We start from the raw sequence: 12,681 nt of genomic DNA on the forward strand, positions 1-12,681 counted from the left end.
GAGACAAGATGAACGGGCTTGCCCCGCGCGCCGCGCCAAGGTCGATCGACGAGACGCTCGATCTCTTGGCCGGCGCGGACTATGTCGCTGACCGCTCGCTGGCGACGGTGCTGTTCCTGTCGCTGCGCATGAAGCGGCCGCTGTTCCTCGAGGGCGAGGCCGGTGTCGGCAAGACCGAGATCGCCAAGGTGCTGGCCGAGGCGCTCGGCCGCCGGCTGATCCGCCTGCAATGTTATGAAGGGCTCGACGTCTCCTCCGCCGTCTATGAGTGGAACTACGCCGCGCAGATGATCGAGATCCGCATGGAGGAGGCGGCCGGCAAGGTCGTGCGCTCCGACATGGAGCGCAATGTCTTTTCCGAAAAATACCTGATCCGCCGACCGGTGCTGGACGCGCTGACCGGCAAGGCAGACGCCGCGCCTGTCTTCCTGATCGACGAGCTCGACCGCACCGACGAGGCCTTCGAGGCGTTCCTGCTCGAAATCCTGTCGGACTTCCAGGTCACTGTTCCCGAGCTCGGCACGATCAAGGCGGAAGAGCCGCCGATCGTCATCATCACCACCAACCGCACGCGCGAAATCCACGACGCGCTGAAGCGGCGTTGCCTCTATCACTGGGTCGATTACCCCAATGCCGAGCGGGAGCTGGAGATCGTGCGCCGCAAGGTGCCGCAGGCAAACAGCCGGCTGTCGGCTGAGGTCGTCTCCTTCATCCAGAAGCTGCGCCAGGTCGAGCTGTTCAAGGCGCCCGGCGTCGCCGAGACCCTCGACTGGGCCGGCGCATTGACCGAGCTCGACAAGGTGGCGCTCGATCCGGAGACGGTGTCCGATACGATTGGCGTGCTGTTGAAATACCAGGACGACATTGCCCGCATCGGACAGGGCGAGGGCCGGCGCATCCTCAATGAGGTGAAGGCCGAGCTTTCGGCGGCGGAGTAGGCGCGATGCTGTCGCCGCGTCCGGAACCCAAAGAAGCGACCGCTGACGGGCGCATCGCCGATAACATCGTCTATTTCGCGCGAACGCTGCGCAAGGCTGGCATGCGGGTCGGGCCGGCCTCGGTCAAGGATGCGATCGAGGCGGTGCTTGCCGCCGGCATCGGCTCGCGCGACGATTTCTACTGGACGCTACATGCAGTGCTGGTCTCCCGCCACGAGGACCATCCGGTCTTCGACGAAGCCTTCCGGCTGTTCTGGAAATCGCACGAGCTGATCGAAAAGATGCTGGCGATGTTTTCGCCGGTGGCGCCGGACAGCAGAGAGAAGCAAAAACCACGCGCGGCAGAAAACCGCGTCGGCCAGGCGATGTTCGAGGGTCATCGGAAAAACCAGCCGGTGCGGGAAATCCCGGAGATCGAGGTCGATGCGCGCCTCACCTTTTCCGGCAACGAGGTGCTGCGCGGCAAGGACTTTGCTCAGATGGACGTCGCCGAACTCGCCGAAGCCAAAAAGGCAATAGCCGCCTTGCGGCTGCCTTTCGATACGGTTCGCACGCGCCGCTTCAAGGTCGACGCGCAAGGGCGGCGCATCGATCCGCGCGCCATGATGCGGTCGGCGGCGCGCACCGGCGGCGAACTGATCCTGCCGAAATTCCGCTCGGCCCGCGAAATGCATCCGCCGCTGGTGGTGCTTGCCGATATTTCCGGCTCGATGAGCCAGTACACCCGCATCTTCCTGCATTTCCTGCATGCCCTGACCGAGAAGCGCCGGCGTGTGCATGCCTTTGTCTTCGGCACGCGCCTGACCAATCTGACCCGGCAGATGCGCCATCGCGATCCGGACGCCGCGCTGGCCGACTGCTCCGCCGCGGTGAAGGACTGGTCCGGGGGCACCCGCATCGGCGACACGCTGGCCGAGTTCAACCGGCTGTGGTCGCGACGCGTGCTGGGGCAGGGCGCCGTGGTGCTTTTGATCACGGACGGGCTGGAGCGCGACGACGTCGCCGGCCTGTCGGAGGAAATGGAGCGCCTGCACAAGTCCTGCCGGCGGCTGATCTGGCTGAATCCGCTGCTGCGTTTCGAAGGCTTCGAAGTCCGCGCCCGTGGCGTAAAGGCGATGCTGCCGCATGTCGACGAATTCCGCTCGGTGCACAATCTCGATGCGCTTGCCGATCTGTGCGCCTCATTGGACCGCCAGCCAGCCGCTTCCGTCGATCTGCGCCGCTGGTTGCAGGCTGGCGAGAGGCGTGCCGCGTAGCCATATGTTTCCACGGGAAACTTTGGTTCCTTGAGAAAAACAGACTTTGTGAGAAACGACGATGGACGAGAGCATTTATCTCGATGAGGCCCGCGATCCCCTGATCATCGCGGAAGGATGGATGAAGGACGGCAAGGATGTCGCCATCGCGACCGTGGTCGAGACCTGGGGTTCGGCGCCGCGGCCGGTCGGCAGCCATCTGGTCATCGACGCCGAGGGGAATTTCCATGGCTCGGTCTCCGGCGGCTGCGTCGAGGGAGCGGTGGTGACCGAGGCGATCGACGTCATCGGCAGCGGCAAGGCCAAGATGCTGGAATTCGGTGTCGCCGACGAAACCGCCTGGCAGGTGGGCCTGTCCTGCGGCGGCCGCATCAAGGTCTATGTCGAGCGCCTGGGCTAGAAGCATGATCCCGCAAAGTGGGAACCGGTTTGCGGATGAGACCATGCTTGGACAAGAGGCTTTCTGATGGACCCATACGCGCTCAAAACACTGAATGAGGAACGCCGTGCCCGCCGCGCGGCGGTGCTGGTCACCGATCTCGGCGACGGTCGCGACCGCGTCGTGCGCGAGGGCGACCATGTTGCTGGCGATCTCGGCACTGCCATCGCCGAGGCCTTCCGCACCGGCAATTCAGGCTCCGTCGAGGCGGAAGGGCGAACCTTTTTCCTCAACGCCCACCTGCCGCAGCCGCGCCTGGTGGTGATCGGCGCGGTCCATATCAGCCAGGCGCTGGCACCGATGGCGCGGATCGCCGGCTATCCTGTCGAGATCATCGATCCGCGCACCGCCTTTGCCACGCCCGAGCGTTTCCCGGATGTGACTTTGCATGCGGAATGGCCTGAGGATGTGCTGCAGCGCGCGCCGCTGGACAGCTATACCGCGCTTGCCGCCCTCACCCACGATCCTAAGATCGATGATTTTGCGCTCAAGGCGGCGCTCGATGCGAAATGCTTCTATGTCGGGGCGCTCGGCAGCCGGAAGACGCATGCCAAGCGCGTCGAGCGCCTGCTGGCATCGGGCGCCAGCGCCGATCGGATTGCCCGCATCCATGCGCCGATCGGTCTCGACATCGGCGCGGCGAGCCCGGCCGAGATCGCCGTCGCTATCCTCGCCCAGACCATTCACGCCTTCCGCTCGCGCGGGCTCGAAAGCAAAGGCGCGGTGGCGTGAGGTTCGGTCCAGTCCCGATCGATCTGGCTGAAGGCGCGGTGCTCGCGCATGCGACCGCTGCCGGCGAGCGGCGGTTGCGCAAGGCGCACCGGCTGAGCGGCGAGGATGTGGCAGCGCTAAAGGCGGCCGGCGTCACGGAAGTCATTGCCGCTGTGCTGGCTCCCGACGATCTTGGCGAGGACGCAGCTGCCGAAAAGATCGCCGCCGGCATGAGCCATCGCAACGTCGATGCCAAGCCCGCCGCGACCGGCCGGGTCAACCTCCATGCCGAAACCGCCGGCATCTTTACGGTCGATGCCAGGATGATCGACGCCATCAACGCCGTCAATCCGGCGATCACCATCGCCACGCTGGCGCAGCACGCGCCGGTCGAGCGGGGCCAGATGGTGGCGACGGTGAAGATCATTCCCTTCGCCGTGGCCGCAAATCTGGTGGAGAGGGTGGTGAAGATCTGCGCCGGCGGCGAGATCTTTGCCGTCAACGCCTATCGTCCGGTCAGCGTCGGCGTCATCCAGACGATGCTTCCCGGCGTCAAGCCGAGCGTCCTCGACAAGACGCTGCGCGTCACTGAAGCACGGCTGGCGCGCTCCGGCGGGCGGCTGAGGGCGGAGCGCCGCACGCCGCACGAGATCGCGCCCGTCGCCGAGGCTGCCGCCGCCCTGGCGCGCGACAACGACATGGTGGTGATCTTCGGCGCCTCGGCGATGAGCGATTTCGCCGATGTCGTTCCGGCCGCGATCGAGCAGGCGGGCGGCACAGTGATCCGCGCGGGCATGCCGGTCGATCCCGGCAATCTTTTGGTGCTGGGCACGCTGGCCGGCAAGCGCGTCATCGGCGCGCCGGGTTGCGCCCGCAGCCCGAAGGAGAACGGCTTCGACTGGGTTCTCGACCGGCTGGTCGCCGGGCTCGACGTGACGGCGGGCGATATTGCCGGCATGGGCGTCGGCGGCCTGCTGATGGAAATCCCGACCCGACCGCAGCCGCGCGAGCCGCTGCCGGCGAGGGCCGAGCCGAGGGTTGACATCGTGCTCCTCGCCGCCGGCCGCTCCAGCCGCATGGGTGGGCCGAACAAGCTTCTGGCGCTGTTCGACGGGCAGCCGCTGGTGCGGCGCACGGCCGAGCGGGCGCGGGGCTCGAAGGCTGTCGACACAATCGTCGTCACCGGGCATCAGCGCGAGCGCGTGCGCGCAGCACTCGCCGGCCTCAATGTCACGCTCGCCGACAATCCGGATTTCGCCGATGGCCTGGCGTCGTCGCTGAAAGCAGGCATCGCGCGGGTCGCGCCCGGCGCGGCCGGCGCCATGATCGTTCTCGGCGACATGCCGGGCGTCTCCTCGAAAGACCTCGACAGCCTCATCGACGCCTTCCGCAGATCCGGCGGCCGGTCCGTCGTGCGCGCCTCCCACCAGGGCAAGCGCGGCAATCCGGTGCTGTTGCCGCGCTCATTGTTCCCGGCCATCGCCCACCTCGAAGGCGATACCGGCGCGCGCCATTTGGTCGAGGCCGAGGGCCTCGACGTTATCGATGTCGAGATCGGCAAGGCAGCCTCCATCGACGTCGACACGCGCGAGGCGTTGGAAGGCGCCGGCGGCGTCTTGCAGGATTGACAAACCGAAGGCGAATTTCGCATGCCTGCTGGCATGTCTTTCCGCTTCCGATTTTTCCTTGCACTGCTGACCGCCACAGCGCTTTCGCTTTCGGCCGCTGCTGGTCAGTCTTTGTCCCTTAAATCTTTCAAGGACGACCTATTCGCCTATCCACCGACGCTTTCGTCAGGCGACGGCGGCGCCTATACGGTCCTCGATTACCATGAAATGCGCGACATCAACCAGCGCGACGAGGTGCCGGAGAAGCGGGTGCGTGCGCAGTATACCGATACCGGTGTGCGCAAGCTGCAGCAGGATTTGATGCTGAAAACCGATGCCGGCGATGTCCGGCATGTCGCGGTCGGAAAGACGGAAGGGGCGGCGATCATCGTGCTCTACCTGCACGGGCAGGGCGGCAGCCGCAAGCAGGGCGTCGACGACTTCACCTTCGGCGGCAATTTCAACCGCATCAAGAACCTGATGGCCAGCAATAACGGCCTCTATATCACGCCGGATTTCCCCGATTTCGGCGACAGGGGCGCAGCTCAGGTCGCGGCGCTGATCGACCACTATGCCGAGAAATCGCCAGGCGCAAAAATCTTCGTCGCGTGCGGCTCGATGGGCGGCATAATCTGCTGGAAGCTCGCCGATCGCAAGGACACCGGGAGCCGGATCGATGGCCTGCTGCTGCTCGGCTCGCTATGGGATGAGAGCTTTCTGGCCAGCCCGGCGTTCAAGCGCCGGGTGCCGGTGTTCTTTGGCCAGGGCAGCCACGACGTGGTCTTTGCCGTGGCGAAGCAGGAGGCGTTCTTCCGGTCGATCCTGGCCAAATCGAAGACCTACCCGACCCGCTTCGTGCGCTTCGAAACCGGCACGCACGGCACGCCGATCCGTATGGTTGACTGGCGCGGCACGCTGAACTGGATGCTGGCGAAAGCGCCCTGATTTCTCTGTGGCGGCTCAGGGAGCCGTGTTGTAGTCGATGATCGTCTGCGGATTTTGCTCCCCGTCATAGGACGCATCGACGTCGTACTGGACGAGCGAGAAATCGCCGTTTCGGAACAGATAGGTTCCCGATGACGAGGCATCCCCCACACCACGCCATTTGTCTGATGTGGTGATGGTCTTGGTGTTGTCGTCATAGTCCGAGTTGGTCGCCCAACCGCTCGTCTTGAAACCAATGATGTGAATCGACTCGAGCTTGCCTTCGTTGTTGTTGTTCTCGTAGCGGATGTCGAGCTCCGGCTCGGTGAACTGCAACTGTGTGACACCGTTGATATCGTTAGCGATGTAGTAGACCGCGGTCTCGTTGTAGGCGGCCATGGAACAGAAGAAGCGGAACAGCCGCGTCTCGCGCTCCGGCTCGTCGGCGGCCGCATCCTTGTCCTTGTAATGGATGGAATGGGCTACCGGCTCGCCGATCGGCTTGCCGTCCGGGTCCTGCTTGTCGCACTGCGCGCCATAGCTGGCGAGGAAAGCCTTCTTGGCCTGTTCCAGCGCTTCGTCTTTCTTCGGCGGCGGCGGGCCGTCGCCGCAGCTTGCCGGCATCGCATCCTCGAATTCGGCGGTCGAAGGTTTGAGTGCGCCCTTGTCGATGAAGATCGGCTGGAACGGCGGCTCCTGGATCTGGGCGTTGACCTGGCGCAGCGTGTAGCAGCCGGCGAATACTTTTGCCTCGCCCTTCTTGTCGGTCGCCTGGATGGCGACAGGGACGCTGAAATAGATGCTGCCAGCCGCGCCCTCGTCCGATACGGCGCCGGTCTTGACCTCGACGGCGTCGGTGCCGTCATAGCCCTTCACAAAGCTGTTGAAGTCCTTTGCCGGCTTTGTATCGCCGAAATATCCCCAGGCGCGGGCGAACTCATGCCGGTTGATGGCGCTGTAGAGCGAGCGGATGACCGCCTCGGCGCTGGACCTGTCGTCGACATATGGCGCGTCGGCCGCGTGCGCCGTTCGCGCGACCACGGCGACGGAAAGCAGGGCAGTCGCAGCAAGAATGACGCGTCTCATCGATATCCTCCGCTCGATAACGAAAATACTACCACGGCGATTGCGGCGACGCGGTGACGCGGCCGCGCAGCCTGCTTGAAGAATCGCGGCAGGAGGCGCTAGCTCACCGCCCGCGGCGCTGGGCCGCTCAAGGAGATTACCGTGACCATTTCCATGTACGACATATCCGTCGGCGTCTTTTCGGCCCGGCTGAAGGCGCTGGCCAGCGTGCTGACCGCCGCCGAACAGAACGCCACCGAACGCAAGATCGATCCGAACGTGTTTTTGACGGCGCGGCTGGCGCCAGACATGTTCGCGCTGGCCAGGCAGGTGCAGATCGCCACCGACCATGCCAAGGGTGCGCCGTCGCGGCTCGCCGGCCGCGAGGTGCCGAAATATGAGGACAATGAGGCCAGCTTCGCCGAGCTGCAGGCGCGAATCGCCAAGACGCTCGATCACCTGGCGACATTCTCGGCGGCCGATCTGGACGGATCGGAAGACCGGCCGATCGAATTGCGGCTCGCAGGACGAGAGGTTCAGCTGCCGGGCATCCAGTATCTGCTGAACGCGGCCATGCCGAACTTCTACTTCCACGTCACCACGGCTTACGACATCCTGCGTCACAACGGCGTGCCGCTCAGCAAGCAGACTTTCCTTGGGAATCGCTGACTTTAGGGTGGTTTAAAGGTTTCCCGGCACCACCGGGAAACCTCTTCGGTTCAGCGCAGCTCAGCGCATCGACATTTCGCGGGCGATACGCGGAAAATCCGCCGGCTTGACGCCGATGTCGGCGCGGTCGGCGTTGCTCATCGCATTCAGCAGCGCGAGCGCCGCGCGGTAACGCTGGTGTTCCTGCGGCCGCGGCCGAGCAAACATTTCGGTGAAGAACCCCATGACTCACATGCCCCGTGTTGGTCCTCCCGACGCCAAGATATAGGCGATTTGTTAAAATTGTGCAGTGCAGCAATTGCATGGCTGCCATGCCAAGCGGATTTTTTTCGCCACATTCGATTTTTTCTGAAACTTACGCGCAACCTCGACCGTACGCAGCAATGCTGGCACATGGCCGGCTTTTCCTCGCCACTCCTGGCGACCTTGCCGGGCTGTGTGAAAATGCAGTCCGGCTTTTTTAGTTAGAAGCTTAACATTGCCGGCATTCATTTTTAACGAGGCCGCTTTATCGTCGGCGATAGTGCAATGCGGTCGCAACACGGGAGGCTGAGATCGGCACCGGGAAGAAGCTCGATTTCGCTTCCTTGCTCGACGACCTGTTCGTCGCTTCCGAAAAGGGTGAGCAGGAGGGCGCCCGGCCATCCATTCCATTCGACTATCTGTCGGTGGCGGACGAGCTTCACTCCGGCCGCATAAAGGTTGCCGGCGAGAGCGTTGCCGCCGAATATCGCGAGGCGGGCGCCGATCTCGCCGCTGAATTCGCGGCACTTCTCGACCAGGCCAAGCTGACGCTGGCCAGCGAGGACCACCAGCCGGAGGAAAAACTGCCGCCGATCGATCCCGAATCGATCGCCGGCGAGCTCGGCCTCGATCGGCCGGCGAAAAATGCCGATCTCGGCCGCTTGCGCCGCAATTTCGCCTTCGCCAACCATCCGGATCGCGTCGCCCCGCATCTGCGCCAGCGCGCCATGATTCGCATGCAGGTGGCCAACATGCTGATCGACGAGGCCAAGCGGCGCGCCCTGGCCGGCGTCCGGCGTTAGCAGCCGGAAGAAAAGTCGGCGCCGGCGGGGACTTGGAGAACATCCGGCCTTTGCTTATGCTTGCGTCTCCTCCTCGCGCAGCCGCGCAAACCTCCCGCCGGAGACAATCCCATGCATAAACGCCGCCTCGGTCGGACCGATCTCCTTGTATCGCAAATCTGCCTCGGCTCGATGACCTGGGGCCAGCAGAACACGGAAGCGGAGGGTCATGCGCAGATGGACCTGGCCTTTTCGCGTGGCGTCAACTTCATCGACACGGCGGAGCTTTACCCGATCCCGCCCAAGGCCGAGACGCAAGGGCGGACCGAGAAGATCATCAGCAGCTGGATGAAAGCGAAAGGCAACCGCGACAAGGTTATCGTCGCCTCCAAAGTGGTTGGCCGCACCGCCAACACCTGGTTCCGCGGCGACAGGCCATCGCAATTGGTGCGCGCCGATGTCTTCGACGCCATCGACAAATCGCTGACCAAGCTCGGCACCGACTATATCGACCTCTACCAGATTCACTGGCCAGAGCGCGACATTCCCTGGGGTGCCAACCCCACACGCGTCGGCGTGGTGGCTCGTCGCGCCGATGCCGTGGGCGCACCGGCCGGCGAGACGCCGATCGCCGAGACGCTTTCGGTGTTCGAGGAATTGGTGAAAGCGGGAAAGATCCGCCATTTCGGCCTGTCGAACGAAAGCTCCTGGGGTGTCATGCGTTTCCTCGCCGAGGCGGGCAACGGCATCGGGCCGCGCGTCGTCTCGCTGCAGAACGCCTACAATCTGATCAACCGCACTTTTGAGGTGAACCTTGCCGAGGTTTGCGAGCGCGAGCAGGTTTCGCTGCTTGCCTATTCGCCCTTGGCGCAAGGCTATCTCACCGGCAAATACGACCACGGCGCGCGGCCGCAAGGCTCACGCTCGCAATTGTTCAACCGCGGCCAGCGCTACGAGACGCCCAACGCGGCCGAGGTCCAGCTCGAATACAACGAGTTGGCACGTTCCTTCGGTATGGAGCCGGCGCTGTTTGCCAATGCCTATGTGTCGAGCCGGCCTTTCGTGACCTCGAACATCGTTGGGGCCACCAGCGTGGCGCAGCTCGACATGGCGCTGTCTTCAGTCGACGTGACCTGGACCGACGAGATGCAGAAGGCAGTCGATGCCGTCCATCAGCGGGTCGGCAATCCGTGCCCGTGAACGACATTGGGTGAAAAAATCAAGAATGACAAAGGGATGGAAGCGATGGCGACATTTCCAATCGAGGCCGTGCGTGGAAAATTCCCGGCTCTGTCCCTGACCGATGAAGGGCGTCGGCGCATCTATCTCGACAACCCTGCCGGGACGCAGGTGTCGCAGACAGTGGCCGACGCCGTGTCGTTCTGCCTCATCACCACAAACGCCAATCTCGGCGGTTTCTTCGAAACCACGCTCGCGGCGCAAAAGGTGGTCGATGATGCGCATCTGGCGATGGCCGATTTCCTTGGCGCCGCGAGCCCGCAGGAAATCATCATCGGCGCCAACATGACGACGCTGACGTATCACATGTCGCGCACGCTGGGGCGCGGTTTCGACCCGGGCGACGAGATCATCGTCACCCGCATGGACCACGAAGGCAATGTATCGCCCTGGCTGCAACTGGCCGAGGATCTCGGCCTAGTCGTGCGCTTCCTGCCGTTCGACGAGCAAAGCTGGCAGATAGAGGAGGCGGCCCTGGAGGCGCTACTTTCGGAGAGAACGCGGCTTGTGGCGCTGAACTATGCCTCGAACCTCACAGGCTCGATCAACCGCGTCAAGTCGTTGACCGAAACCGCCAGGCAGGCCGGGGCGCTGGTCTATGTCGATGCGGTGCAGTTCGCGCCACACGGGCTGATCGACGTGCAGGCGCTGGGCTGCGATTTCCTGGTCTGCTCGGCCTACAAATTCTTCGGCCCGCATATGGGCATTTTGTGGGGTCGCCGCGACGTCATCGACGCACTTGAGCCCTATAAATGCCGCTGCTCCTCCAACGGTCTGCCGGAGCGCTTCGAGCTTGGCACGCCGCAGATCGAGCTGATGGCCGGGCTTACGGCGGCCGTCGATTATTTCGCGGATCTGGGGGCTGCCGCAGGCGAGGGCGGCTCGCGCCGGCAACGGATCGCCAGGGCATTCGACGTGTCGACCGCTTATGAGAATGGGCTGGCGCTGAAGCTGATCTCGGGCCTGTCCAATATCGAAGGCCTGACGATCCGCGGCATCACCGATCCGGCGCGGATGGGCGAACGCGTGCCGACGGTTTCTTTCACCGTCGATGGCATCGCGCCGGAAACGATCGTTCGGCAGATGAATGCCGAAGGCATCTTCCTGTGGTCAGGCCATAGCTACGCTTGGGAGATCGTCCATCAGCTCGGCATTCCGGCCGAGCAGGGCGTCGTGCGCATCGGCGTTGCGCACTACAACACTGCCGCCGAGATCGACGAAACGCTGGAGAGCGTGCACCGGATCATCGCCATGCTCAGGCAGCAGCGATCCTGAGTGAGGTTATCGCTGCTTACCGCCGAAGCCGGTCAGGAAAGCGGTGAGATTGTCACCGAGCCCATCGCAGAGATAGCCGCCTTCCTGGACGATGACAGTCGGCAGACTGAGCCCGGCGATCGCCTCGCCGATGCGCGAGAAACCCGGCGTAGTCACCGACAAGCCGCCGAACGGATCGCCCTCGTAGGCATCGAGTCCCAATGCCACCACCAGCGCCTCGGGCGCGAAGGCACGAATGCGCTGGGAGGCCGCGGCGAGCGCCTCGAGAAACGCCGCATCGCTGGATTTGCGCGGCAGCGGCAGGTTGAGATTGTAACCCAGGCCCGCGGCTTCGCCGCGCTCGTCGGCATAGCCCCAAAAGAACGGATAGAAGCGCACCGGGTCGGCATGCAGCGAGACGGTGAGCACGTCCGGCCGCGCATAGAAGATGCCTTGCGTGCCATTGCCGTGATGCAAATCGACGTCGAGTATCGCTACCCGCGCTGCGTTCTTGCGCAGCAGCTGCGCTGCGACGGCCGAATTGTTGATGAAGCAGAAACCGCCAGCGACATCGGCGAAGGCGTGGTGGCCGGGTGGGCGGCAAAGCGCGTAGGCCGAAGACGCGCCCGCCATCACCGCTTCCGCAGCCTCAATCGCGCTCCAGGCGCTCCACAGCGCGCTGTCCCAGGTTTCGGCCGAGATCGGGCAGGCGGTATCGGCCATGTGATAGCCCGCCTGGCCGACCGCCGAGGCCGGATAGAAGCCATTGCGTGCGATCGGATGGATGTTGGGGATCACTTCCGCCGAGGCGCCTTCGATGCGCTGCCAGCGCGCGAAGATGTGTTCGAGGAAGTCGAGATATTCAGGCGTGTGCACCGCCGCGATCGGGCCGAGCCCGCGATTGAGGGGCCGTTCTATCGCCAAACCGGCAGATTTTGCGCCGGCTAATAATCGCTCGACGCGTTCCGGCTTTTCCGGGTTTGGCTGCGGGGCGCCGCTGGAGAGAAAGGCTCTGGGATCGTGGCTTTTTTGTTCCTCGGCGTAGAAGGCTTTCATTGCTCTCCCTCCGGCGCATCGGCAAAGGCGAAGAAGGCCTCGCCGACGATCTTTTGCGTTTGCTCGTAGCTCGACCAGCCGATGCCCAGTCTTTCATAGAAGGCCTTGGCGGTCTCGTTGTCGGTGTCGACGGAGAGTCTCAGATAGGCGCCGCCTTGCGCGCGGCATTCTTGCGCCACGCTGCGCAGCAGACGCTCGCCGATCCTGCGGCCGCGAAAACGGTCCTCGACGTAAAGGTCCTGCACGTAAACGCCGGGCCGGCCCATCCAGGTCGAGAAGATGGGGAAGTACAGGCAGAGTCCGGCGAATTCGCCGCCGATTTCCGCGATGAGAGTCGAGAAGGCGGGGTTTTCGCCGAAGCCGTAGCGGCGGAGATCGTCGGGCGTCGAGGTGATTTCCTGATGGGCGCCGATGTGGTTGCCGAGTTTGAGCAGCGCGGCGTGGATGGTTTCGACATCGTCGATGGTGCCGGGGCGGAGGATGACCGTATTCACAATC

General features: G+C 63.9%; 14 protein-coding genes. 10 read left to right on the forward strand and 4 right to left on the reverse strand.

All coding sequences use genetic code 11. The annotated features are described in order from the left end of the window. Positions 1–8: 8 nt before the first annotated feature. The 6 genes from FJ974_RS16510 (at position 9) to FJ974_RS16535 (ending at position 5,896) form a co-directional block, all read left to right on the forward strand. On the forward strand, positions 9–938 hold the full coding sequence (locus FJ974_RS16510; RefSeq protein ID WP_140533657.1) for an AAA family ATPase: 930 nt from the start codon (positions 9–11) through the stop codon (positions 936–938). A gap of 5 nt (positions 939–943) precedes the next feature. After that, positions 944–2,194 (forward strand): vWA domain-containing protein, encoded by a 1,251-nt coding sequence (locus FJ974_RS16515; protein ID WP_140533656.1) that lies wholly within the window; start codon positions 944–946, stop codon positions 2,192–2,194. Between the two features lie 61 nt (positions 2,195–2,255). After that, positions 2,256–2,594 carry an XdhC family protein gene (locus FJ974_RS16520; protein WP_126093635.1) on the forward strand — a complete coding sequence of 113 codons (339 nt, stop codon included), beginning with the start codon at positions 2,256–2,258 and terminating at the stop codon, positions 2,592–2,594. 66 nt (positions 2,595–2,660) lie between these two features. Then, positions 2,661–3,365 (forward strand): XdhC family protein, encoded by a 705-nt coding sequence (locus FJ974_RS16525; RefSeq protein WP_140533655.1) that lies wholly within the window; start codon positions 2,661–2,663, stop codon positions 3,363–3,365. Then, positions 3,362–4,972 (forward strand): NTP transferase domain-containing protein, encoded by a 1,611-nt coding sequence (locus FJ974_RS16530; protein ID WP_140533654.1) that lies wholly within the window; start codon positions 3,362–3,364, stop codon positions 4,970–4,972. The genes FJ974_RS16525 and FJ974_RS16530 overlap by 4 nt, the downstream gene beginning before the upstream one ends. Positions 4,973–5,005: 33 nt before the next feature. Continuing rightward, positions 5,006–5,896 (forward strand): alpha/beta hydrolase family protein, encoded by an 891-nt coding sequence (locus tag FJ974_RS16535; protein WP_140533727.1) that lies wholly within the window; start codon positions 5,006–5,008, stop codon positions 5,894–5,896. 15 nt (positions 5,897–5,911) lie between these two features. Here FJ974_RS16535 and FJ974_RS16540 read toward each other — a convergent pair whose 3' ends face one another. Further along, positions 5,912–6,961, reverse strand: coding sequence for a DUF1176 domain-containing protein (locus tag FJ974_RS16540; RefSeq protein ID WP_140533653.1), 1,050 nt, complete (start codon positions 6,959–6,961; stop codon positions 5,912–5,914). Positions 6,962–7,102: 141 nt separating this feature from the next. On the opposite strand from FJ974_RS16540, the gene FJ974_RS16545 reads away from it, so the two are divergent. Then, entirely contained in the window at positions 7,103–7,609 is a 507-nt protein-coding gene (locus FJ974_RS16545) for a DUF1993 family protein (RefSeq protein ID WP_140533652.1), read from the forward strand. Between the two features lie 60 nt (positions 7,610–7,669). Here the strand turns inward: FJ974_RS16545 and FJ974_RS16550 are convergent, their stop codons facing one another. Beyond that, positions 7,670–7,834 carry a DUF1127 domain-containing protein gene (locus FJ974_RS16550; protein ID WP_140533651.1) on the reverse strand — a complete coding sequence of 55 codons (165 nt, stop codon included), beginning with the start codon at positions 7,832–7,834 and terminating at the stop codon, positions 7,670–7,672. 362 nt (positions 7,835–8,196) lie between these two features. Between FJ974_RS16550 and FJ974_RS16555 the strand changes: the two genes are divergently transcribed. The 3 genes from FJ974_RS16555 (at position 8,197) to FJ974_RS16565 (ending at position 11,148) form a co-directional block, all read left to right on the forward strand. Beyond that, the gene (locus FJ974_RS16555; RefSeq protein WP_140533650.1) at positions 8,197–8,655 is read left to right on the forward strand and encodes a hypothetical protein; all 459 of its coding nucleotides are present in this window, start codon (positions 8,197–8,199) and stop codon (positions 8,653–8,655) included. 111 nt (positions 8,656–8,766) lie between these two features. Next, on the forward strand, positions 8,767–9,834 hold the full coding sequence (locus FJ974_RS16560) for an aldo/keto reductase (RefSeq protein WP_140533649.1): 1,068 nt from the start codon (positions 8,767–8,769) through the stop codon (positions 9,832–9,834). Between the two features lie 45 nt (positions 9,835–9,879). Next, positions 9,880–11,148, forward strand: coding sequence for a cysteine desulfurase-like protein (locus FJ974_RS16565; protein ID WP_140533648.1), 1,269 nt, complete (start codon positions 9,880–9,882; stop codon positions 11,146–11,148). Between the two features lie 6 nt (positions 11,149–11,154). On the opposite strand, the gene FJ974_RS16570 is transcribed toward FJ974_RS16565, so the two are convergent. Together FJ974_RS16570 and FJ974_RS16575 are read right to left on the reverse strand one after the other, a co-directional pair. Beyond that, complete coding sequence (locus tag FJ974_RS16570) at positions 11,155–12,183, reverse strand: histone deacetylase family protein (protein ID WP_140533647.1); 1,029 nt, start codon at positions 12,181–12,183, stop codon at positions 11,155–11,157. Beyond that, complete coding sequence (locus FJ974_RS16575) at positions 12,180–12,680, reverse strand: N-acetyltransferase family protein (protein WP_413468357.1); 501 nt, start codon at positions 12,678–12,680, stop codon at positions 12,180–12,182. Before FJ974_RS16575 ends, FJ974_RS16570 begins: the two co-directional genes overlap by 4 nt. Position 12,681: the final 1 nt, after the last annotated feature.

This window comes from Mesorhizobium sp. B1-1-8, assembly GCF_006442795.2.
In the GTDB taxonomy this organism is placed as follows: Bacteria; Pseudomonadota; Alphaproteobacteria; order Rhizobiales; family Rhizobiaceae; genus Mesorhizobium.

What these genes read in the sequence shown, in the direction of transcription:
- FJ974_RS16540 (WP_140533653.1), bottom strand. Translation starts at nt 6,961, where the DNA reads ATGAGACGCGTCATTCTTGCTGCGACTGCCCTGCTTTCCGTCGCCGTG.
- FJ974_RS16550 (WP_140533651.1), bottom strand. Translation starts at nt 7,834, where the DNA reads ATGGGGTTCTTCACCGAAATGTTTGCTCGGCCGCGGCCGCAGGAACAC.
- FJ974_RS16520 (WP_126093635.1), top strand. Translation starts at nt 2,256, where the DNA reads ATGGACGAGAGCATTTATCTCGATGAGGCCCGCGATCCCCTGATCATC.
- FJ974_RS16570 (WP_140533647.1), bottom strand. Translation starts at nt 12,183, where the DNA reads ATGAAAGCCTTCTACGCCGAGGAACAAAAAAGCCACGATCCCAGAGCC.
- FJ974_RS16565 (WP_140533648.1), top strand. Translation starts at nt 9,880, where the DNA reads ATGGCGACATTTCCAATCGAGGCCGTGCGTGGAAAATTCCCGGCTCTG.
- FJ974_RS16525 (WP_140533655.1), top strand. Translation starts at nt 2,661, where the DNA reads ATGGACCCATACGCGCTCAAAACACTGAATGAGGAACGCCGTGCCCGC.
- FJ974_RS16535 (WP_140533727.1), top strand. Translation starts at nt 5,006, where the DNA reads ATGTCTTTCCGCTTCCGATTTTTCCTTGCACTGCTGACCGCCACAGCG.
- FJ974_RS16560 (WP_140533649.1), top strand. Translation starts at nt 8,767, where the DNA reads ATGCATAAACGCCGCCTCGGTCGGACCGATCTCCTTGTATCGCAAATC.
- FJ974_RS16510 (WP_140533657.1), top strand. Translation starts at nt 9, where the DNA reads ATGAACGGGCTTGCCCCGCGCGCCGCGCCAAGGTCGATCGACGAGACG.
- FJ974_RS16515 (WP_140533656.1), top strand. Translation starts at nt 944, where the DNA reads ATGCTGTCGCCGCGTCCGGAACCCAAAGAAGCGACCGCTGACGGGCGC.